This is a genomic window from Conexibacter sp. DBS9H8 (assembly GCF_023330685.1).
Lineage (GTDB): Bacteria > Actinomycetota > Thermoleophilia > Solirubrobacterales > Solirubrobacteraceae > Palsa-465.
In genome coordinates, this window is record NZ_CP097128.1 from 1,882,398 (window position 1) to 1,901,271 (window position 18,874).

Annotated in this window: 22 protein-coding genes and 1 riboswitch; of the genes, 13 read left to right on the forward strand and 9 right to left on the reverse strand. The window is 69.6% G+C overall.

The window, feature by feature from the left end:
- The first annotated feature begins 11 nt into the window (after window positions 1-11).
- The 6 genes from M3M55_RS08895 to csrA all read left to right on the forward strand — a co-directional run bounded on the left by M3M55_RS08895 (window position 12) and on the right by csrA (window position 4,415).
- Window positions 12-728, forward strand: coding sequence for a flagellar hook-basal body protein (locus M3M55_RS08895; RefSeq protein ID WP_249009151.1), 717 nt, complete (start codon window positions 12-14; stop codon window positions 726-728).
- The gene (flgN, locus tag M3M55_RS08900; RefSeq protein ID WP_249009152.1) at window positions 725-1,324 is read left to right on the forward strand and encodes a flagellar export chaperone FlgN; all 600 of its coding nucleotides are present in this window, start codon (window positions 725-727) and stop codon (window positions 1,322-1,324) included. Before M3M55_RS08895 ends, flgN begins: the two co-directional genes overlap by 4 nt.
- A complete protein-coding gene (flgK, locus tag M3M55_RS08905; protein WP_249009153.1) occupies window positions 1,325-2,722 on the forward strand; it encodes a flagellar hook-associated protein FlgK in 1,398 nt (465 codons plus the stop codon).
- Window positions 2,719-3,639 (forward strand): flagellin, encoded by a 921-nt coding sequence (locus M3M55_RS08910; RefSeq protein WP_249009154.1) that lies wholly within the window; start codon window positions 2,719-2,721, stop codon window positions 3,637-3,639. The genes flgK and M3M55_RS08910 overlap by 4 nt, the downstream gene beginning before the upstream one ends.
- Window positions 3,640-3,641: 2 nt before the next feature.
- On the forward strand, window positions 3,642-4,091 hold the full coding sequence (gene fliW, locus M3M55_RS08915) for a flagellar assembly protein FliW (RefSeq protein ID WP_249009155.1): 450 nt from the start codon (window positions 3,642-3,644) through the stop codon (window positions 4,089-4,091).
- Window positions 4,092-4,157: 66 nt separating this feature from the next.
- Window positions 4,158-4,415, forward strand: coding sequence for a carbon storage regulator CsrA (gene csrA / locus M3M55_RS17620; RefSeq protein WP_371878689.1), 258 nt, complete (start codon window positions 4,158-4,160; stop codon window positions 4,413-4,415).
- On the opposite strand, the gene M3M55_RS08925 is transcribed toward csrA, so the two are convergent.
- Both M3M55_RS08925 and M3M55_RS08930 read right to left on the reverse strand, forming a co-directional pair.
- Window positions 4,309-5,244 (reverse strand): MBL fold metallo-hydrolase, encoded by a 936-nt coding sequence (locus M3M55_RS08925; protein WP_371878690.1) that lies wholly within the window; start codon window positions 5,242-5,244, stop codon window positions 4,309-4,311. The two genes, csrA and M3M55_RS08925, sit on opposite strands and share 107 nt — an antisense overlap.
- The gene (locus M3M55_RS08930; RefSeq protein WP_249009156.1) at window positions 5,241-5,702 is read right to left on the reverse strand and encodes a PAS domain-containing protein; all 462 of its coding nucleotides are present in this window, start codon (window positions 5,700-5,702) and stop codon (window positions 5,241-5,243) included. Before M3M55_RS08930 ends, M3M55_RS08925 begins: the two co-directional genes overlap by 4 nt.
- 102 nt (window positions 5,703-5,804) lie before the next feature.
- On the opposite strand from M3M55_RS08930, the gene M3M55_RS08935 reads away from it, so the two are divergent.
- Window positions 5,805-6,422, forward strand: coding sequence for a hypothetical protein (locus M3M55_RS08935; RefSeq protein ID WP_249009157.1), 618 nt, complete (start codon window positions 5,805-5,807; stop codon window positions 6,420-6,422).
- Here M3M55_RS08935 and M3M55_RS08940 read toward each other — a convergent pair.
- From M3M55_RS08940 to M3M55_RS08955, 4 genes are all read right to left on the reverse strand, one after another.
- Entirely contained in the window at window positions 6,392-7,933 is a 1,542-nt protein-coding gene (locus M3M55_RS08940) for a cell wall metabolism sensor histidine kinase WalK (protein WP_249009158.1), read from the reverse strand. The genes M3M55_RS08935 and M3M55_RS08940 overlap by 31 nt on opposite strands.
- Entirely contained in the window at window positions 7,933-8,610 is a 678-nt protein-coding gene (locus M3M55_RS08945; RefSeq protein ID WP_249009159.1) for a response regulator transcription factor, read from the reverse strand. The genes M3M55_RS08940 and M3M55_RS08945 overlap by 1 nt, the downstream gene beginning before the upstream one ends.
- Before the next feature lie 130 nt (window positions 8,611-8,740).
- Window positions 8,741-9,226 (reverse strand): flavin reductase family protein, encoded by a 486-nt coding sequence (locus M3M55_RS08950; RefSeq protein WP_249009160.1) that lies wholly within the window; start codon window positions 9,224-9,226, stop codon window positions 8,741-8,743.
- A gap of 15 nt (window positions 9,227-9,241) precedes the next feature.
- A complete protein-coding gene (locus M3M55_RS08955) occupies window positions 9,242-10,087 on the reverse strand; it encodes an exodeoxyribonuclease III (RefSeq protein WP_249009161.1) in 846 nt (281 codons plus the stop codon).
- A 25-nt stretch (window positions 10,088-10,112) separates the two neighbouring features.
- On the opposite strand from M3M55_RS08955, the gene ligD reads away from it, so the two are divergent.
- Complete coding sequence (gene ligD / locus M3M55_RS08960) at window positions 10,113-11,969, forward strand: DNA ligase D (RefSeq protein WP_249009162.1); 1,857 nt, start codon at window positions 10,113-10,115, stop codon at window positions 11,967-11,969.
- A 17-nt stretch (window positions 11,970-11,986) separates the two neighbouring features.
- Complete coding sequence (locus tag M3M55_RS08965; protein WP_249009163.1) at window positions 11,987-12,277, forward strand: hypothetical protein; 291 nt, start codon at window positions 11,987-11,989, stop codon at window positions 12,275-12,277.
- Window positions 12,278-12,313: 36 nt separating this feature from the next.
- On the opposite strand, the gene ftsH is transcribed toward M3M55_RS08965, so the two are convergent.
- Together ftsH and M3M55_RS08975 are read right to left on the reverse strand one after the other, a co-directional pair.
- On the reverse strand, window positions 12,314-14,395 hold the full coding sequence (gene ftsH, locus M3M55_RS08970) for an ATP-dependent zinc metalloprotease FtsH (protein ID WP_249009164.1): 2,082 nt from the start codon (window positions 14,393-14,395) through the stop codon (window positions 12,314-12,316).
- A gap of 160 nt (window positions 14,396-14,555) precedes the next feature.
- Window positions 14,556-14,933: an NYN domain-containing protein gene (locus M3M55_RS08975; RefSeq protein WP_249009165.1), complete on the reverse strand. Its 378-nt coding sequence runs from the start codon at window positions 14,931-14,933 to the stop codon at window positions 14,556-14,558.
- Window positions 14,934-15,152: 219 nt separating this feature from the next.
- Between M3M55_RS08975 and M3M55_RS08980 the strand changes: the two genes are divergently transcribed.
- Window positions 15,153-15,356: a cold-shock protein gene (locus M3M55_RS08980; RefSeq protein ID WP_249009166.1), complete on the forward strand. Its 204-nt coding sequence runs from the start codon at window positions 15,153-15,155 to the stop codon at window positions 15,354-15,356.
- A gap of 96 nt (window positions 15,357-15,452) precedes the next feature.
- Here M3M55_RS08980 and M3M55_RS08985 read toward each other — a convergent pair whose 3' ends face one another.
- The gene (locus tag M3M55_RS08985) at window positions 15,453-15,785 is read right to left on the reverse strand and encodes a rhodanese-like domain-containing protein (protein WP_249009167.1); all 333 of its coding nucleotides are present in this window, start codon (window positions 15,783-15,785) and stop codon (window positions 15,453-15,455) included.
- A 106-nt stretch (window positions 15,786-15,891) separates the two neighbouring features.
- A riboswitch (cyclic di-AMP (ydaO/yuaA leader) is annotated at window positions 15,892-16,054 on the forward strand.
- A gap of 78 nt (window positions 16,055-16,132) precedes the next feature.
- Here M3M55_RS08985 and M3M55_RS08990 point away from each other — a divergent pair.
- The 3 genes from M3M55_RS08990 to M3M55_RS09000 all read left to right on the forward strand — a co-directional run bounded on the left by M3M55_RS08990 (window position 16,133) and on the right by M3M55_RS09000 (window position 18,874).
- Window positions 16,133-16,948 carry a peptidoglycan-binding protein gene (locus M3M55_RS08990; protein WP_249009168.1) on the forward strand — a complete coding sequence of 272 codons (816 nt, stop codon included), beginning with the start codon at window positions 16,133-16,135 and terminating at the stop codon, window positions 16,946-16,948.
- A gap of 91 nt (window positions 16,949-17,039) precedes the next feature.
- A complete protein-coding gene (locus M3M55_RS08995) occupies window positions 17,040-18,194 on the forward strand; it encodes an acyl-CoA dehydrogenase family protein (protein WP_249009169.1) in 1,155 nt (384 codons plus the stop codon).
- Entirely contained in the window at window positions 18,191-18,874 is a 684-nt protein-coding gene (locus tag M3M55_RS09000) for a metallopeptidase family protein (RefSeq protein ID WP_249009170.1), read from the forward strand. Before M3M55_RS08995 ends, M3M55_RS09000 begins: the two co-directional genes overlap by 4 nt.

Sequence of the window (18,874 nt, forward strand, 5' to 3'; positions counted from 1 at the left end):
TGCTGGAGGGGATGTTCTCCGCCGCTGCGGGCATGGAGGCCCAGCAGGCCCAGCTTGACGCCATCTCCAACGACGTCGCGAACGCGAGCACGCCCGGCTACCAGGCCGAGGAGGTCGGCTTCCGCGACCTTCTCTACGGCACCGGTAACGACGCGCCCTCCAACGCCCTCGTCGGTGCGGGCGCAGCGGCGAGCACGCTCGGCTGGGACCAGACCCAGGGGGCGGTCACCCAGACGGGCAACCCACTCGATGTCGCCCTGACCGGTCCCGGCTATCTCGAGGTCCGCCAGCCGGACGGGACGGTTGGACTCACCCGGAACGGCACGCTGATGCTCGATCCGGCCGGCCGCCTCACCACGAGCCTCGGCATGCCGATCCAGCCGCCGGTGACCGTTCCGGCCGGGACGCCGCCGCAGAACGTGCACATCGCCGCGGACGGGACCGTGTCGGTCGCCGGTCGCGGCTACGGTCAGATCGCCGTCGTCACCGTGCCCGCGCCGGACAAGCTGCTGCCTCAGGGCAACAGCGTGTTCGCGCCAAGCGCCGCGAGCGGGGCGTTGCGCCGCGTCACGACACCCGGCCTCCAGCAGGGCGCGCTCACCCAGTCCAACGTCAACCTGTCGGCGGACATCACCGAGATGATGGGCACTGAGCAGGCCTACGGGATGGCCTCCAAGGCGATCGCCTTCGAGGCACAGATGGGTCAGATCGCGGCGACGATCAAATGAGCGCGACCGCTCCCCGGCTCCAGGTAGCGCGGATTCCGCTTGAGTCCCACACCGCCGATCCGGGCCTCGGGTCCGACTCGAGGCTCGGTGAGGATCTGATCCTCCACCTTGACCGTCAGCTTGCCTCCGCCCGGCGTCTCGCCCAGATCGTCGACGCCCAGGCCGGGGCGATCCGTCGCCGCGCCGTGCGTGAGGTCGTCGCCGCCGCGGGCGAACTGTCCGTGGAAATGCACCGTCGCGAACTGCTCGAGCACGAACGACTCGGGTTGATGGAGCGCGCCAGCCGGCTGCTTGGGGTCCCGCCCCACGCCGTCGGCTTCTCGGCGATCGCCGCCCGGCTCGACGCCGGGGAGGCGGAGACGGCCGCTCGGCTCACCGAGGAACTCACGGCTCTGCTGATGACGATCGCCCGGGAACACGAGCTCAACCGGCGCCTGATGGCCCAGGAGCTCGCCTTCCTCGACCACCTGCTCGGACTGGCCGGCACGAGCGGAAGCTACGCGGCGCCCCCGCTGCCCGGCAGCCCGCCCGTCAGCTCCCCGCGGCTGCGACGCAACCCGACGGCGCGACGACGCGTCTTGGACGTGGAGGCCTAGATGTACGTGTCGTCCTTCCTCTCGCTGCAGACCGCCCTGTCCGGTGTCGAGGCCGCCCAGGAGGAGCTCAACACGACCGGGAACAACATCGCCAACGCGAACACCGCCGGGTATGAGGATCAGACCGTCACCCTGACCCAGACGAGCCCGCTGACGATCGCCGGGGATCAGTCCGCCAACGCCCTCCAGTTGGGGACCGGGGTGAACGCGAGCGGGGTCGCGAACGCCTCCAACCCGTACCTCGACACGGCCGCGCGCACCCAGAGTGCCGCCACCTCCTCCGCGAACACGATGCAGAGCTACACCTCTCAGCTGCAGTCACTGCTCGGGGAGAACAACAACAACAAGGGTGCGATCTCGAGCGAGCTGCAGACCTTCTGGGGTGACTGGAACAGTCTCTCCAACAATCCCCAGAACGCCGGTGCGGCTCAGTCGGTGATCGACGACGGCCAGACGCTCGCTCAGGGGATCAACCAGCTCGCCGGCAACATCAGCAACCTCCAGTCCCAGGCCCAGACCCAGTACTCGAACATCACCGCCGACGCGCCGGGCGGGCAGGTCTATGACGACGTCACCCAGCTCGCCTCCCTCAACCACCAGATCGCCCAGGCGACCCAGGGCGGGTACGGGGACAACCAGCTGCTCGATCAGCGCAACGCGGTGATCGACGACCTGTCGGGGCTCGCCTCCGTGCAGGTGACCAACAATCCCGACGGTACCGTCAACCTCAGCTTCGGGGGGATCACCAACCTCGTGCAGGGATCGACGGTCAACTGGCCGGCCTCCGGGACGACGACGCTCGGCAGCGGTGGCTTCTCCTTCCCCGGCACCGCCTCCAGCGTCGGGGGAACGCTTGGGGCCCTGCTCAGCTTCGCCGGCAGCGGTGGCACGCTCGACCAGGTGAGCGGCCAGCTTGACGGGGTCGCCACCCAGCTCGCCACCTCGGTCAACAGCCTCACGGCGACGAGTACGAGCGGGGTCACCGCGTTCTTCACCCTCACCACCGGCGGAGCCCCGGGCACCGCAGCGGCGAGCCTCGCCGTCAACCCGACCCTCGTCGCCAACCCGTCGGAGGTCCCGGTCACCGCGACCACCAACCCGGGCGCCAACGACATCGCCGTCGCCGTCTCCCAGCTCTCCGGCGGCGCGCCTGACCAGGCCTACGGGGCGCTCGTGGAGACCGTCGGCGGTCTCGCCCAGGCAGCGTCGAACAACGCGACGAATGAGACCGCGCTCGCCACCCAGATCGACAATCAGCGTCAGTCCGTGGAGGGGGTCGACATGAACCAGGAGATGGCCAACCTCGTTCAGGAGCAGCAGGCCTATGAGGCGTCCGCGAAGGTGATGAGCGCCTTCTCCACGATGATGAGCTCACTGATGTCGGTGGTCGGTCAATGACCCTGCGGATCACCCCGCAGATGGTCGACACGAGCAACGTGACGACCCTGGAGGCGGATCTCAATCAGCTCGACACGATCCAGCAGACGCTGTCGACGGGCTATCAGATCAACCAACCCTCCGACAACCCGTACGGGGAGACCGAGGCACTCGCGCTCAATGCGCAGATCGCCTCCTACGCCAGCTACCAGTCGAACATCAACGACGGTACCGCGTGGGTGGAGAGCGCCTCCGCCAGCCTGCAGTCGATCCAGTCGGCGCTGAACGGCGTTCAGACCCTCACCACCCAGGCCGCCAACGGCACCCTCAACGCCACCGATCTCAAAGACTCCGCCCAGGAGGTCCTCCAGTACATCGGTGAGATCAAGCAGATGGCCGACGCCCAGTACAACGGTTCCTACATCTTCTCCGGCACGGCGACGACGACCGCCCCCTATCAGGAGGGAGTCAGCGCGCCCGACACCTACCAGGGGAACGCCGGCTCGATCGACCGCCTGATCGGGCCCAAGATCACCGTGCCGATCAACGCCAACCTGCACGCGGTGCTCGGGGACGGCGTGCCCGGTGACGGCGGGCTGCTGAGCACGCTGCGAACGATCTACAACGACATGACGGGCACCGGCGGCGGTACCCAGAGCGACCTCGGCAACCAGCTCACCGCGCTGCAATCGAACCTGTCGAGCCTCGAGGTCGTCCAGGCCCAGGTCGGCGCGAGCCAGGATCAGCTGCAGATGGCCGGCACCCGCATCCAATCTCTACAGACGACCGACCAGACCCAGCTGGGGAACATCGAGGACACGAACATGGCGCAGGCAACCCTGCAGTACTCCACCGAACAGGCGGGCTACCAGGCCGCCCTCCAGTCCACCGCGGCGATCGTGCAGCAGTCGCTGATGAACTTCCTCCAGGGGGTCTGAGCATGCTCGCCACCGTCATCGCCACCACGCGCTTCGGCAGCGTTGAGGTGCCCGCGGGCGACCTCATCCACTTTCCGGAGGGCCTCGTCGGCCTTCCCGGCAACGAGTACGGACTGATCGGCGCGGAGCGGGGCCCGTTCACCTGGCTGCAGTCGCTCACCGAGCCGGAGATCGCCCTGCCGCTCACCGACCCCCGCCGTTTCTTCCCGAACTTCACCCTCGACATCTCCGAGAGTGAGGGCCATCGTCTCTCGCTCGAGCCGGGGGAGACGACCGAGATCTTCGTGACGGTGCGGGCGACGGCGGTGGCCACCGACTGCACCGCCAACCTGCGCGCGCCGATTCTCGTGCGCGGCCCAGCCGGGTCGGGGCCCCGCAGCGCCCACCAGGTCCTCAACCAGGCCCCGGGAGCCGCGCTTCGAGTCCCGCTGTTTTCCGGCGCCTTGATCTGAGTCGGCGTGGCCGCCCGGCGGTCAGGAGCGGGAACCGGCACCGCCCGGCCGCTCTAAGATCAGCGGATGCTGCGAATCAAGCGCCACACCGGTGAGCGGATCGTGATCGGGGATGAGGTCGTCGTCGAGGTTCTCGAGGTGCGCGGGAACACGGTCCGCCTCGGCATCGACGCCCCCCGGTCGGTTCCGGTGTACCGCGAGGAGATCTGGCTCGAGATCAAGCGGGAGAACGAAGCGGCGGCGCAGGCGGCGGAGCTGCCTCCGCTGGCCGCTGAACTCGATCCCGCGTCAGCTCCAGCTCCAGGCGCTCGGTTGCCAGGCTGACGCAGCCGGCCGGGCCACCGAGTTGGGCCCAGCGTTCGGCAAGCTCGGTATCGAGCCGATCGAGGAAATCATCGGAGTGCAGCGGGTCGTGATGGAAGAGCAGGACGCGCGCCGGCCCGGTTCGGCGGGCGAACTCGAGCGCGTCGGAGACGGGCGAATGGCCCCAGCCGAGATGGTGGTCGTACTCGCTGTCGGTGTACTGACAGTCGTGGATGAGCAGATCAGCTCCATGGGCGAGGTCGAACCCGGAGATCCACTCGTCCTCGATCGAGGCGAGCGGTGCCCCGAGCCCCGGTTCGTGGTCGGGGATGTAGCAGAGCACGGTGCCGTTGTCCTCGATCCGGTAGCCGAGGGTCGGCCCGCGGTGGTTGACCGCCTGGGCGCGGATCCGGGCGGGACCGATCTGCCACTCCTGCGCGTCCGTCTCATGGAAGGTGAGCCGGGAGGGGAGCTCTCGGACCTCGACGGGCGCCAGTGGTGCGGAGATGTAGCGGGCGATCCGGTCCCGGAGCGACGCCTCCGGTGAGGCCGGGCCCCAGACGACGATCTCACTGCCGGCCTCGAACATCGGCGGGAAGAACATGAACCCCTGGATGTGGTCCATGTGCAGGTGGGTGAGGAGGATGTTGACCGGGTGGGCGACGGCGGCTTCGCTCCGGTCCTGCTTCATCGCCATCCCGAGATGGCGGATGCCGGTGCCTGCGTCGAGGATGAGGGTGCTGTTGTCCGACAGGGTCACCTCCACGCAGGAGGTGTTGCCGCCATAGCGCATCGTCTCGGGGCCGGGAGCGGGAATCGAGCCGCGCGCCCCCCACACCTTCAGCCTCACGGTGCCGCCTCCCCGTCGACCTCGCGCAGACGGTCGCTGAGGTGGGCCGCGTGGGCGGGCACCGGTTCGCCGTCAGTCAGCCAGAACAGCACGACCGCGGCGGTGCTGTCGTCGGGGGCGACGATCGGGATCGCGGTGAGCGCGATCTCACGCCGGCCGCCGTGGGCCTTGATCGAGAACTCTCCGTGGAAGGGCATGTGCGCCCGGACGATCTTCGTCGCCTGGATCTGCTCGTAGGCGATTGGGTGGCCGTCGATGTCGAGGGGGCCGAACTCGCTCGTCCACTCCTCCGCGCTGAACCCGGTCACCTCCTCAAAGCTGCGACCGACGATCGCACCCGCGGCTTCGTTGTAGAAGAGGAGCCGGCCGCCGTCCCCGACGAGCAGCCCCGGCGTCGACAGGTTCGAAAGCAGGTTGCGAGCCAGAATCAGTTCGAGCGGACGCTGCTGGGCGCTCATGTCCGCAATGTAACGCGCTTCTCATCTGCGGGGAGTCACCGACGTCACAGGAGCGGACGTGCGCTCGGCGGCGCCACGGCCCGGTCTGAGATACTCGCCGCGATGGCGGCCCAGAAGCGCAAACGCTCCCGCAAAGCCCGCGCCGGGCGCAGGGCCGGCCCGTCCGCCGCGGGGGGTCCGCCGGACAGCCGTCCGGCGCCGACGCCGGACGGCCCCGGTGGCCGCGTCCGTCCGGAGGTCGGCCCGCATGCGGCGGCGACGAGTTCCCGCCGGGCCCAGCGGGAGGCCCGGGTCGCCGCGGCGTCCCGCGCGAGCGCCCAGGCGAGCCGATCCCTCGGCACCTACGGCGAACGCCCCGCGAGCATCTTCGCTCCCCTTCCCGTGTCGGAGATCGCGATCCTCGCGGGGATCGTCGCGGTCGTCATCGGGTTCCTCAACCGCGGTGGCCCGGCCCTGGAGGTGGGGGTGATCGTCGCCGGCCTCGGGGTGGTCGAGTTCACCGCGCGCGACCACTTCAGCGGTTACCGCTCCCACACGACGCTCCTCGCCGCCGTTCCGGCCGTCATCGTGGAGGTTCTGTTCGTCGTCCTCGCCGGCGTCCCCCAGCAGCGGTTTCTCCTGTTCGCGCCGGTCATCCCGGTGTTTGCGCTCAGCTTCTGGGGGCTGCGCCGCGCCTTTGCGATCGCCCGTCACGCCCGCGTGACGAGGCCGTCGGCCTGAGGGGCGCCGTCACCGTCGGGACCGGCCCGTTCGCCCGGCTCGAGGACGAGCCCATCCTCGGCCCCGGGGGCGGCGCCCGGGAGGGTGAGGGAGAAGACGGCGCCCCCGTCCGGCGCGTTCTCGGCGGTGACGCTCCCGCCGTGCAGGAGCGCGGTCTGGCGGACGATTGCGAGACCGAGCCCCGATCCGAGCGTCGCTCGGGAGTTCACCCCTCGGTAGAAGCGATCGAAGATGTAGGGCAGGTCGCCGGGAGCGATGCCGTCGCCGTGGTCGCGGACGATCACCCCGCCGCAGTCGGCGGTCACCTCGACCGGCCCCCGGCCGGCGTGCTTGGCGGCGTTGTCGAGGAGGTTGTTGATCGCCCGGGAGAGCATCTCGGGGTTGCCCTGGACGATCGCGGGGGTGAGCGTCGCCGAGAACGCGATCGCCGGCGCGTTGCGGCGCGCTCGCACGAGGGCCTCCTCGACGAGCAGGTCGAGCCGAATGTCCTCCAGCGACTCGGACGGCAGCTCGCCACGGGCGACCTCGATCAGATCGGCGACGAGGGTGGAGAGCTCCTCGCTCTGCTCGAGCACGTCCTCGAGCAGAGCGCGGTCGGACTCATCGAGGCTCGGGGAGGCGAGCAGCACCTCGACGTTCGTGCGCAGGCTCGTGACGGGCGTGCGCAGCTCGTGGGAGGCGTCGGCGACGAGCTGGCGCTGGGAGCGGGCCGCTTCGTTGACCTCCTCACGGGATGCGGTGAGCCGTTCGAGCATCGCGTTGAACCGGGAGGCGAGCTGGCCGACCTCGTCCTCCTCCCGGACCTCGAGACGGCGGGAGAGATCGTCGGTGCGGGCGATCGCCTCGGCGGTCGCGGTGACCTCGGCGAGCGGGCGCAGCACGCGGCGGGCGGCAAAGCGACCGAACATCGCCGCGAGGGGGACCGCGAGCAGGAAGACGACGGCGAGGATCAGCCGCAGCTCCGACAGCAGGCTGTGCATCTGGGTGAGCGGGCGGCCGAGTTGCACGGCGACGTGCACGCCGTCGATGACGGCGCCCGGGACCGTGAAGGTGTAGACACGCACCTCGGTGCCGTCGACGTTCTCGTTGGCGAAGTACGGCCCTGACTCTCCGGTGGCGACCGCCGCCGCCCGCGCCGCTCCGGGCAGCTGGAGTCCATGCAGAGACCCGAACACCTCACCGTTGGCGAGGACGAGCTGGGCGTAGGGGGCTGAGCCGCCGGCGCTCGCGGGCAGGCCGGGAATCGGTTGGTTGAGCGCGTAGCCGTTGAGGACATAGTGCGCCTGAGTGGTCAGCTGGCTGTCGATCTCGCCCTGGAGCCGGTAGCGCACCGCGCTGTAGGAGACGATCACCGACAGGGCGACGGCGATCGCGACCGCGGCGGCCGCGGCGAGACTGATCCGCTGACGCAACGGCATCCCGTGGCGGGGGATGAGCTCGCGCAGAAGGGTCGGACCGACGCGGTGGCGGGGGCCGGTGAGCGTGTCACCCGAGCGGGTCGGTCCGGCCATCAGTCCTTGAGCACGTAGCCGATGCCGCGCACGGTGTGCAGCAGACGCGGCTCGCCGCCCTCCTCGGTCTTGCGCCGGAGATAGCCGATGTAGACGCCGAGCGCATTGGAGGTCGGGCCGAAATCGTAGCCCCACACGTTCTCGAAGATCGTCGAGCGGGTGAGCACCTGGCGGGGATGCTTGAGGAACAGTTCGAGCAGCATGAACTCGGTCTTGGACAGCTCGATCAGCCGCTCGCCGCGGTGGACCTCGTGGGCGATCGGATCGAGGGTGAGGTCACTGAAGCGGAGGATCTCGCCGCCGCCGTCCTCATCGGAGGCGCGGCGCAGCAGCGCACGGACCCGGGCTTGGAGCTCGCGGAGCGCGAACGGCTTGACGAGATAGTCGTCGGCGCCGGCGTCGAGTCCGGTGACGCGATCGTCGATCGCATCACGGGCGGTCAGCATCAGCACCGGCGTACGGTCCCCGGCAGCCCGCAGCCGCCGGCACACCTCGAGGCCGTCGATTCCGGGCATCATCACGTCGAGGATGACCGCGTCGGCCGGCTGCTCAGCGAGCCGGTCGAGGGCCTCGCGGCCGTCGGCGGCGAGGATCACGTCGTAGCTCTCGAGGGCGAGCGCCCGCTCGAGGGCCCGGCGGACCGCCGGTTCGTCGTCGACGACAAGGACAGAGGGCATAGTGACGAAGGATCGTTCCGGCGGCTAAGCGCGAGCGAAGAACCTTGAGTCTGTCAGCTGCGGTGGGTGGCGGTGGTGGTCCGGCGGGGGGCGGGCGGGTGACCCCGGGGGTGCCGAGCGCGACTCGGCGTCAGGACAGCGACTTCAGCGCGCCGCCGTGGAAGACGAGAGCGCCGCCGCTCCCGTGCAGGCCGAGGGCGAGCACCGTCGCGAGCACGAGCCAGTGGTCGCCCGCCTCGATCGTCTCGTGGATCGCACAGTCGATCCAGGCGGCGGCCCCGGCGAGCAGCGGCGCTCCCGTGGCCGGGGCGGGACCCCAGTCCAACCCGCCGAACTTGTCGGGCCCCGACCGCGAGAACACGGGAACGAGCGCACCCTGCTCCTCGCCGAGCACGTTCGCGCAGAAGCAACCGGCTGCCTCCAGGCGCGGCCAGCTCGTCGAGGTCTTCGCCGGGCATACCGCGACGAGCGGCGGATCGAGGGAGACGGACATGAACGACCCGACCACGAGCCCGCTCGGAGCGTCCGGATCGCCTCCGGTCACCACCACCACCCCGGTCGGCAGCCGGCCCAGAACGCGGCGGAAGTTCGCCTCGGTGGGCAGGGTGTCCGACACCGCGCCGAGGCTAGCTCAGTCGTCGAGGCGCACGAGCAGTGGAGCGTGATCGGACGGCCGGGGGCCTTTGCGGAAATCGCGATCGATGCCGCATTCGCGCAGGCGGGGGGCGAGCGACGCCGAGATCAGCACGAGGTCGATCCGCAGACCGAGGCCCTTGTGGAAGTGGCCGGCTCGATAGTCCCACCAGGTGAACTGCTGGGTTTCCGGGTGCCGGTGGCGATAGGCGTCGAGCAGGCCGCCGGCCTTCTCGATCGCCGCGAGCCGGGAGCGCTCCTCATTGGTGACGTGGGTGCCGTCGGCGAACACGGCCGGGTCATAGAGATCGCGGTCCTGGGGGGCGATGTTGAGATCGCCGGCGAGGATGATCGGCATGCCCGCCGCCCGAAGGGTGCCGATCCGACGGGCTGCCGCCTCGAGGAAAGCGAGCTTGCGCGGGAATTCCGGGCTGTCGAGGCTGCGTCCGTTCGGGACGTAGGTGGAGATGACGCGGACGCCGGCGACGGTCGCCTCCAGCCAGCGGGCCTCCTCGACGACCGGTTCACCGCTGAGGCCGACGACCGTGTCGTGCAGGCTCCCGTCCGGCCCGGCGGCCGCGGAGGGTCCGTCGCCGGGATCGGCGCCGTCGGGGGGCGCTGCGCTCGGGGCGGCACGGACGAGCAGCGCGACGCCCGCCCACGGGCCCGCGGAATGGTGGGCGGCGGCGTACCCGGCGGCGGCGATCTCGGCGAGCGGAAACTGGTCGTGCCGGCACTTGGTCTCCTGCAGGCAGACGACGTCCGGGCGGTGCCGGGCGAGCAGCTCGAGCACCCGCGGGAGGCGCGCACGGAGCGAGTTGACGTTCCAGGTGACGACGAGCACGCGGCCCGAGCATACGATCTGTTCCGTGCCAACGACGGTGCCGCCCCGTCTCGCTCCGATGCTCGCTCGCGTCGGGACGATGCCCGCTGACCTCGACGCCTGGGCCTTCGAGGTCAAGTGGGACGGGCTGCGCGCGATCGCCGAGATCACCGCTGCCGGGGTGGTCCTGCGCTCCCGAACCCTGCGTGACATCACCGCGACCTACCCGGAGCTCGCCCGGCTGCCGGACGCGCTGGCGGGGCATCCCGGAACCGTCTGTGACGGAGAGATCATCGCCGCCGACCCGGACGGGCGGCCGAGCTTCTCCCGGCTCGCCGAGCGCATGAACGTCGGCACCCCCGACGCCGGACTGATCGCGCGCACGCCCGTGCGCTACATCGTCTTCGACCTCCTCGTCCTCGACGGTGAGGATCTCTGTGGCCGCCCCTACCGGGAGCGGCGCGCCGGGCTTGAGTCCCTCGAGCTGTCCGAGGGCCCCTGGCAGGTCCCGCCCGTCTACCTCGGCGCGGGCCCGGAACTGCTCGAGGCGACCCGGCGTCGGGGGCTCGAGGGAGTCATCGCCAAGCGGCTCGACGCCCCCTACCGTCCCGGGACGCGCAGCGCGAACTGGCTGAAGTTCAAGCACCGCCGGCGCGAGCAGCTCGTCGTCGGAGGGTTCCTCCCGGAACGGGGGGCGGCCACCGGACCGGTCGGAGCCCTGCTCGTCGGCCACTTCGAGAAAGACGCGCTCATCTATGACGGCCGGGTCGGCACCGGCTGGGACGCGCGTGGTCGGGAGGAACTGACCCGGCGCCTGGCGGGACTCGTCCAGCCTGAGAGCCCCTTCAGGGCTCCCCCGCGGCTCCGGGTCGCCCCCGTGTACGTCACCCCCGAGCTGGTCGTCGAGGTCTCCTACCTCGAGCGGACGGCGGCCGGCCGGCTGCGGGCGGCCGTGTTCTGCGGGATCGAGCCCGACGCCTCCGCGGACGGGCCTGAGTCGCTCAGGCTCGTCCGCGACGGCAGCGTCGCGGTGGCCGGCCGTCAGCTGCGTCTCACCAACACGGAGAAGGTGATCTACCCCGAGACGGGCTTCACCAAGGGTGACCTGATCGCCTACTACGCCGCGATCAGCCCCGCGGTCCTCCCGCACCTCCGCGGCCGTGCGCTCACGCTCAAGCGCTACCCCGACGGTGTCGATGCCCCGTTCTTCTATGAGAAGCAGGCGCCCGGACACCGTCCCGCCTGGGTGGCGACCGTCACCGTCGGCGCCCTCGAGTACACGCTCGTCCACGAGCCCGCCACCCTGATCTGGCTGGCCAACCTCGCCGACGTCGAGCTGCACACCCCGCTCGCCCTCGCCGACGCCCCCGACACCCCGACCGCGGTCGTGTTCGACCTCGATCCCGGTGACGGGGCCGGTCTCCTCGACTGCGCGGAGGTTGCCGTGATCCTTCGGGAGCTGTTCGACCACTACGGGCTCGACTGCCGGGTCAAGACCTCGGGCGCCAAGGGGATGCAGGTGTATGTGCCGCTCAACGATCCGCACGCCACCTTCGCGGAGACGAAGGCGTTTGCGCGGCGGGTTGCCGAGTCGCTCGCCGGGCGCCTCCCCGACCTGGTCGTCGCATCGATGACGCGGTCGGCGCGGACGGGGCGGGTCCTGATCGACTGGAGCCAGAACGATGCCCACAAGACGACGGTGACGGTGTACTCGCTGCGGGCGACCCCGCACCCGTTCGTCTCCACGCCGCTGGACTGGGCCGAGCTCGAGGCCGCTCGGGCCGCCCGGGATCCCCGTGGGCTTCGCTTCAGCCCCCGTGAGGTGGAGGAGCGCGTCAGTCGCTACGGTGATCTCTTCCGCGCCGTCCTCGACGCACACCAGACGCTGCCGAGGCTGACCTGAGAAGATCCCTCACTCCCATGGACCAGATCGCACTGAGAAACCGGGTCGTTGTCGCCACCGGAATGTGGCGAGAGGCCACCGGTGAGCCGCTTCCCAAGATGGCTCCCGGCAAGCCCGAGGCTCAGATCGAGCAGTTCGAACTGACCCTGGTCAACCGCCTGTGGGAGATGGCCTCACCGGAGACGGCCCGGGAGATCGCCGACCGGACCTGGGACCTCGTCCACGACCGGCCCGACTCCGACCCGGTCAAGCAGCGCGTCGTCGAGTGCCATGAGGCGCTCGCGCGAATGACGCGCCTGGGCGACTGACCGCAACCCGGACGGAGCGGCCGTCCGGAGCCCGGATCAGACTGCGGCGCCGGCCTCGGTCTCGGCCGCCGACGCGCGGGTGAGACCGGCGGCCGCGTAGGCGTCAGCCTCATCGAGGGTTTCGTCGCGCAGCAGCGCGCCGACGAGGTCATCGAGGTTGCCGCGGCGGCCGCGGAGCAGTTCGAGCACCTCCCGGTGAGCCGTATCGACGATCCTGTGCACCTCGTGGTCGATCAGGCGCTGGGTCTCATCGCTCGTCTCCGACACGCCGGGGAGCAGGAACCCGTTGCCTTCGGAGGGGAGGACGGCGATCGGCCCGATCGCCTGGCTCATTCCCCAGCGGCCAACCATGTAGCGGGCGATCCGGGTGAGCTGCTGGATGTCGGATTCGGCGCCGGTGGTGAGATCGCCAAAGACGACCTCCTCGGCACAGCGACCCCCGAGCATCACCTTGATCTGGGCGAGGAGATGGCGCTCGTCCATATTCCAGCGGTCGGCGTCGGGAGCCGAGAACGTGACGCCCAGTGCCTGTCCGCGCGGAATGATCGAGACCTTGCGGACCGGGTCGGCGCCGGGGGTCAGCATCCCGACGATCGCGTGCCCCGCCTCGTGGTAGGCGGTTCGTCGGCGATCGTCCTCGCTCATCATCACGGAACGGGCGGCCCCGAGGACGATCCGCTCGAGCGCGTCGGTGAAGTCCTGACGGTCGACGCGGTCGTGGCTGCGCTTGGCCGCCAGGAGCGCCGCCTCATTGACGACATTGGCGAGGTCGGCGCCGACCATGCCCGGCGTCGTCGCGGCGAGCGCACCGAGGTCGATGCCGTCGCTGAGCGGGACTGACCGGGTGTGGACCTTCAGGATCATCTCCCGGCCGACCCGGTCGGGAGGTTGGACGACGACACGCCGGTCGAACCGGCCCGGCCGCAGGAGCGCCTGGTCGAGGATCTCGGGACGGTTCGTCGCGCCGAGCACGATCACGCCGGCGCGGGGATCGAACCCGTCCATCTCGGTGAGGATCTGGTTGAGGGTCTGCTCGCGCTCGTCGTGTCCGCCGGACAGGTTCGGGCCGCCGCTGGACCGAGACCGTCCGATCGCATCGAGCTCATCGATGAAGATGATCGCCGGCGCCGCCTCCTTGGCCTGGTTGAACAGATCGCGCACGCGAGAGGCGCCGACACCGACGATCATCTCGACGAACTCGGACGCGCTCATCTGAAAGAACGGAACCCCGGCTTCGCCGGCGACGGCACGGGCGAGGAGCGTCTTGCCGGTTCCGGGAGGTCCGGAGAGCAGTACGCCGCGGGGAATCTTCGCTCCGAGCTTGAGGTATTTGTCCGGCTCCTTGAGGAAGTCGACGATCTCATGGAGTTCCTCTTTCGCCTCATCGATGCCGGCGACGTCATTGAAGGTGACGTGCTGGTCGGCTCCCTCGACCCGGCGCGCCCGTGAGCGTCCGAAGGACATCAGGCCGCCCGCGCCGCCGCCGGCGGCTCGTCGCATGAAGAAGACGAACAGGAGCACGAGCAGCAGGGTCGGCCCGAACCCGAAGACGACCGACTCGATCAGGGAGGGGCTCGCGTTCGGGTTCTGGGCGTTGATCTGGACGTTGTGCTCCTGCAGGAGCGGGAAGAGCCCGTTCGCCCCCGTGTTCGGGGCGAAGCTCGGCTCCTGGGTTGAGAAGTAGACGGTCGGCTGGCTCGTCGCCCCGCCGCTCTCGGGGAAGGACTGGGCCTGCTTGAAGGTCCCCTGGATCGCCCCCGCGTTGGCGGTGACCGACTGCACGTTGTTGGACTTGACCTCCGACAGGAACGTCGGGCTGTAGGGGATCTTCACCCGTGGGCTGGTGAGGACCTGTGAGGAGATCCAGAAGTTGAGCCCGAGCAGGATGAGGACGGCGAGCGCAAGGATGATGCGCTGGTTCGGGTTCGGGCCCCGGCCCTGGCGTCCGTTGGGCTGACCGTTGCGTGGCACGCGGTTCGCCGAGTTGGGGTTGCGACCGTCGGGAGCCGGGGTGATCCGCCACCCCGGCGAGCGCCCGTTCCCGTTCTGGCCACCGTTGGCAGAACCGTCCCGTGGGGGCCACTGGCTCTGGGTGTCGCCCTGGCGCCGAGCGTTCACCCGACCGACCCCGTCCGAGCCGCCAGAAGGCGCTCCCGATCCCGACCGGCTCGACGATTGCTCTGACATCAGGGCCTGATTGTGGCAAGCCCGGGGACGGTTCTGCGCAAAACGCTCCAGACACCCGGAATTCTTTGGATATTCACACGTAGGCGGAGCCTCACCAGCGGATCTGGAGCCGGCGCCGGAACGCCGCCGAAGACTCGACGGTCGCGCCGACCCGGTCGGCCCGCTCGCGCAGGTATCGGTCGGAGGTGACCACCACGACCTCATGGGGTGCCGGGTCCGCCCGCAGGCGCCGGACGATCTCATCGTCGCCGGCGTCGCGCTTGGGGCTGGGGGCGTGGGCGACGTCGATCACGCTCGAGCGGACCGGTGGTCGCGGAGGCCGCTCGAAGACGACGGTGACGTCCTCATTCTCGTCCGCCGCCCACCGCTCGAGTTCGTCGACGAGAGCGAGCATGGCGCCATCCCGATCCTCCCACCAGCGGTCGGGCCGGGTGCCGATCACGTTCATCCCGTCGATGAGCCAGCGCACGCGCGGGAGACTAGCTTCCGAGACGAGCGGCTCGTCGGACTCGGATATGTGTCCAGGCGGTAAATGCGCGCGCGAATGGGCTTGCGCTGGGCGATTCCCGTGCTAAGTTGCGCCGCGTCAGGCCACCTCAGGGGGTGGCAACGCAGGTGCAGGCTCCGATGGTGACCTCAGACGTCTTCGCGGTAGCAGCACTACAACGCTACGGAGGACCGTCAATCCATGCCCACCGGAACCGTCAAATGGTTCAGCGACGAAAAGGGCTTCGGCTTCATCACGCCTGATGAGGGCAGTCGAGACCTGTTCGTGCACCACACCTCGATCAGCGCCGACGGCTACCGCTCGCTCGCCGAGGGCGCCAAGGTCTCCTATGAGGAGGAGGCCGGCCCCAAGGGGCCCAAGGCGATCAACGTCGTCAAGCTCTGATCGCTCGCGGTGCTGAGATGCGCCGCCCTCAGGCGACCCGGCCCCCGGGGCGCCTGAGGGCAGCGGTGCGGACCTCCATGCCGCCGGACGGTCGGTTCACGGTTCGATGATCGACCCCGACGCGGGTTCGATCGCCAGCCCCGCCGCGGTCCAGTCGAGCATTCCGCCGAGCAGGTTGTGGGCGTCGAAGCCGGCCTGCCGGAGGGCCTCGGTCGCCATCGCCGATCGTCCACCCGAGCGGCAGACGAGGATCACCGGCCGCTCACGGTCGATCTCGGTGATCGAGGCGGCGAGCTCCTGCAGCGGAACCGGGACCGCCGCGGGGATGTGGCCGGCGGCGAATTCGTGTGGGGTGCGGACGTCGATCAGCTGCACGTCCCCGTGCAGCAGTCGCTCGGCGGCCTCGCTGGGTGTGTAATCGTCGGGCACGTCGCCAGCCTAGACAAAAGGCCTCGCGGGAGTGTCGGAGAGAGTGTCGTTGCAAGGGGAGGAAAAGCCGCTTGTGTCGAGAGGGGATTTCTGTATGCTGCCCCACCAGCACACCCAGCCGAGTCTCCGACGCACCTGCGCCGGGGAGCGGGGGACCCAGTTGTTTGAGTCTTCGACTCTCGGGGCGAATCGTGGTCACCGAACCGCGTAGCGCAGCTCTTTCTGCGCGAGCCCGACAGCTAACCCCGTAGGCGCCAGAAAGAGAAGGGGTTGGTTTGTCGTACGGAAAAGTCCCATTCGGCCGGCGCGTTGCGTGTTTGGCCGCGCTCCTCGTCAGCCTCGTGGCGGTGGCACCCGCGTTTGCCGCGACGACGCCGAGGTTCGGCTCGCGGATGTTGTGGCAGGGGATGCGCGGTCCCGACGTCACGACCCTCCAGCGCGACCTCACGTCGCTGGGGTGGTGGACGCGGCCCTCGGGCTGGTTCAACTACTGGACGGCCGTGCACGTCAAAGACTTCCAGAAGCGTGACCACCTCACGGCCGACGGCGTCGTCGGACCGCAGACATTCGGGCGGATCAGCAGCGCGATGGCCCGGATCGAGGAGACCCGGGCCAACCCGACCGCGACGAGGGGTCAGGGCGGGAACTCCACCGCCTCCGCCTCATCGGCGACGCTGCCCGCCAACGACAGCGGCGGCTCCGGTTTCGTGCCGCCCAACACGCAGGCGAACGCGCCGGTTGAGGCGGCGACAATCGACTCCAACGGGCTTGCCGTCGCGCCCGCGGACGCGCCCAAGGTGATCCAGCAGGTGATCGACGCGGCGAACAAGATCGCCTTCGACCCCTACGTCTACGGCGGCGGGCACAACGGGTGGGGACCCCAGGATGGTTATGACTGCTCGGGTTCGGTCTCCTATGCGCTGCACGGCGGCGACCTGCTCAACGGATATCCGCTCGACTCGACCCAGTTCGAGTCCTACGGCGAGGCTGGCCCCGGAAAGTGGATCACCCTGTACACGAACGCCGGGCATGTCTACATGAACGTCGCGGGTCTGTGGTTCGACACGGCCGCTCAGAGCTCGGCCAACGGGAACGACCGCTGGTCGGCGACCCGGATCTCGCCCGCCTCGGGATTCGTCGTCCGCCACCCGGCGGGCTGGTAAGAACTCGGCGGAGCGCACCGACGTCGGTGCGCTCCGCCGAGACGACGCCCGCGGCGGGGCCGACCCCGTCCCGGTGGCGTACGATTGGATCATGTCCGCGCTCGCCGACCTTTACACGATCCCGCAGGAGTTGCTCGACTTCCGGGACACGATCCGCCAGATCGCGCGCGAGCGCATCGCTCCGCGGGCGGCCGAGATCGACCGCACCGCCGAATATCCCCATGACCTACGACGTCTGCTCGCTGAGCAGGACATTCTCGGACTGCCCTTCGAGATCGAGCACGGGGGGACGGGAACCGGCACCCTGATGCTGTCGCTGGCGATCGAGGAGATCGCCAAAGCCGACGCATCGGTCGCGCTGATCCTGATGGTGCAGGACCTCGGCACGCTGCCGATCAAGCTCGACGGCTCCGAGCAGCTGAAGGAGCGGTTCCTGCCCAAGTGCGCGAGCGGCGAGTGGTCGCCTGCCTTCGCCCTCTCGGAGCCGGAGGCGGGTTCGGACCCGGGGGGGATGCTCACCCACGCCGTCCAGGACGGCGACGACTGGGTGATCAACGGCTCCAAATGCTGGATCTCCAACGCGGGGATCGCCGACTTCTATGTCGTCTTCGCCGTCACCGACCGATCGGCCGGCCACTCGCGGGGGATTACCGCCTTCGTCGTCGAGGCCGACCGCCCGGGCTTCAGCATCGGCTCCTACGAGCACAAGCTCGGGATCCACGGCTCTCCGACCGGCTCCCCGGTGTTCGATGACGTGCGCGTTCCCGCCGCCAACGTGATCGGAGAGGTCAACCGCGGGTTCAAGGTCGCGATGTCCACGCTTGAGCGCTCTCGTCTCGGCGCCGCCGCCCAGGCGGTCGGGATCGCTCAGGGTGCGATCGACTACGCCGTCGCGTACGCGAACGAGCGCAAGCAGTTCGGCAAGCCGATCAGCTCCTTCCAGGGCATTCAGTTCAAGCTCGCGGAGATGGAGGCCCGTACCGCCGCGGCCCGCGAGCTCGTCTACCAGGCGTCCGCGAAGGTCGATCGCGGAGACGCGGACCTGAACAAATTCACCTCGATGGCCAAACTCGTCGCTGCGGACACCGCGATGGCGGTGACCGTTGAGGCGGTGCAGGTACTCGGTGGGTACGGCTACACCAACGACTACCCGGTCGAGCGGATGATGCGGGACGCCAAGATCACCCAGATCTATGAGGGCACCAGCGAGATCCAGAAGCTGGTGATCGCCCGCACGCTGCGATGAGCCGTCGGCCCGCCCGTCCCTCCCTGTTTCTCCCCCGGTTGGCCGCCGGGTTGACCGTGACGGTGCTCGGGCTGGGGTTGGTGAGCCTGGTCGTGGAGGGGTCGGCCTCCGCTCCGCTGCTCGCGCTGCTGCAGACGATCAGCCTGTTCGGGGTCGGAACCGTGATCATCGCCGGAGCGGTCATCTACGTGATCGTCCGGCTCGGAGGATGGCGCGAGCCGGAGGCGCAGTTTGACGCGCTGATCGAGCATTCCGAACGGCTCGCCCGCGGAGGCTCAAGCGAGGACGACGACTTCACTGCGTCGTGGCCGGACGAGGAGGACGGGCTTGAGGTCGCCGCCGTCGACGTCGGGTTCGACGCGCTGCTGCGATCGGTGATTGACGAGCTGCCCCTCGACTTCCACCGCGCCCTCGAGCATGTCGCGATCGTCGTCTCCGACTCGGGGGCGACCGCGGTGCGGACCCGCCACGGCCACCGTGGCGCCTACGGGATGTATCAGGGCGACACCGTCGCCAACGACTACTTCACCGAGCGCATCCTCATCTTTCGCGACACCCTGCTGCGCGACTTCGGGCACGACCCCGAGCGGCTGCGTCAGCAGGTCCGGCGTGTCCTGCGGCACGAGCTTGCCCACCACCTCGGTTGGGATGAGCGCGGTGTCCGCAAGCTCGGTCTCTGA

Coding starts and splice junctions, on each gene's coding strand:
- M3M55_RS08895 (WP_249009151.1), top strand. CDS start 12: ATGTTCTCCGCCGCTGCGGGCATGGAGGCCCAGCAGGCCCAGCTTGAC.
- flgN (WP_249009152.1), top strand. CDS start 725: ATGAGCGCGACCGCTCCCCGGCTCCAGGTAGCGCGGATTCCGCTTGAG.
- flgK (WP_249009153.1), top strand. CDS start 1,325: ATGTACGTGTCGTCCTTCCTCTCGCTGCAGACCGCCCTGTCCGGTGTC.
- M3M55_RS08910 (WP_249009154.1), top strand. CDS start 2,719: ATGACCCTGCGGATCACCCCGCAGATGGTCGACACGAGCAACGTGACG.
- fliW (WP_249009155.1), top strand. CDS start 3,642: ATGCTCGCCACCGTCATCGCCACCACGCGCTTCGGCAGCGTTGAGGTG.
- csrA (WP_371878689.1), top strand. CDS start 4,158: ATGCTGCGAATCAAGCGCCACACCGGTGAGCGGATCGTGATCGGGGAT.
- M3M55_RS08930 (WP_249009156.1), bottom strand. CDS start 5,702: ATGAGCGCCCAGCAGCGTCCGCTCGAACTGATTCTGGCTCGCAACCTG.
- M3M55_RS08935 (WP_249009157.1), top strand. CDS start 5,805: ATGGCGGCCCAGAAGCGCAAACGCTCCCGCAAAGCCCGCGCCGGGCGC.
- M3M55_RS08940 (WP_249009158.1), bottom strand. CDS start 7,933: ATGGCCGGACCGACCCGCTCGGGTGACACGCTCACCGGCCCCCGCCAC.
- M3M55_RS08945 (WP_249009159.1), bottom strand. CDS start 8,610: ATGCCCTCTGTCCTTGTCGTCGACGACGAACCGGCGGTCCGCCGGGCC.
- M3M55_RS08965 (WP_249009163.1), top strand. CDS start 11,987: ATGGACCAGATCGCACTGAGAAACCGGGTCGTTGTCGCCACCGGAATG.
- M3M55_RS08980 (WP_249009166.1), top strand. CDS start 15,153: ATGCCCACCGGAACCGTCAAATGGTTCAGCGACGAAAAGGGCTTCGGC.
- M3M55_RS08995 (WP_249009169.1), top strand. CDS start 17,040: ATGTCCGCGCTCGCCGACCTTTACACGATCCCGCAGGAGTTGCTCGAC.
- M3M55_RS09000 (WP_249009170.1), top strand. CDS start 18,191: ATGAGCCGTCGGCCCGCCCGTCCCTCCCTGTTTCTCCCCCGGTTGGCC.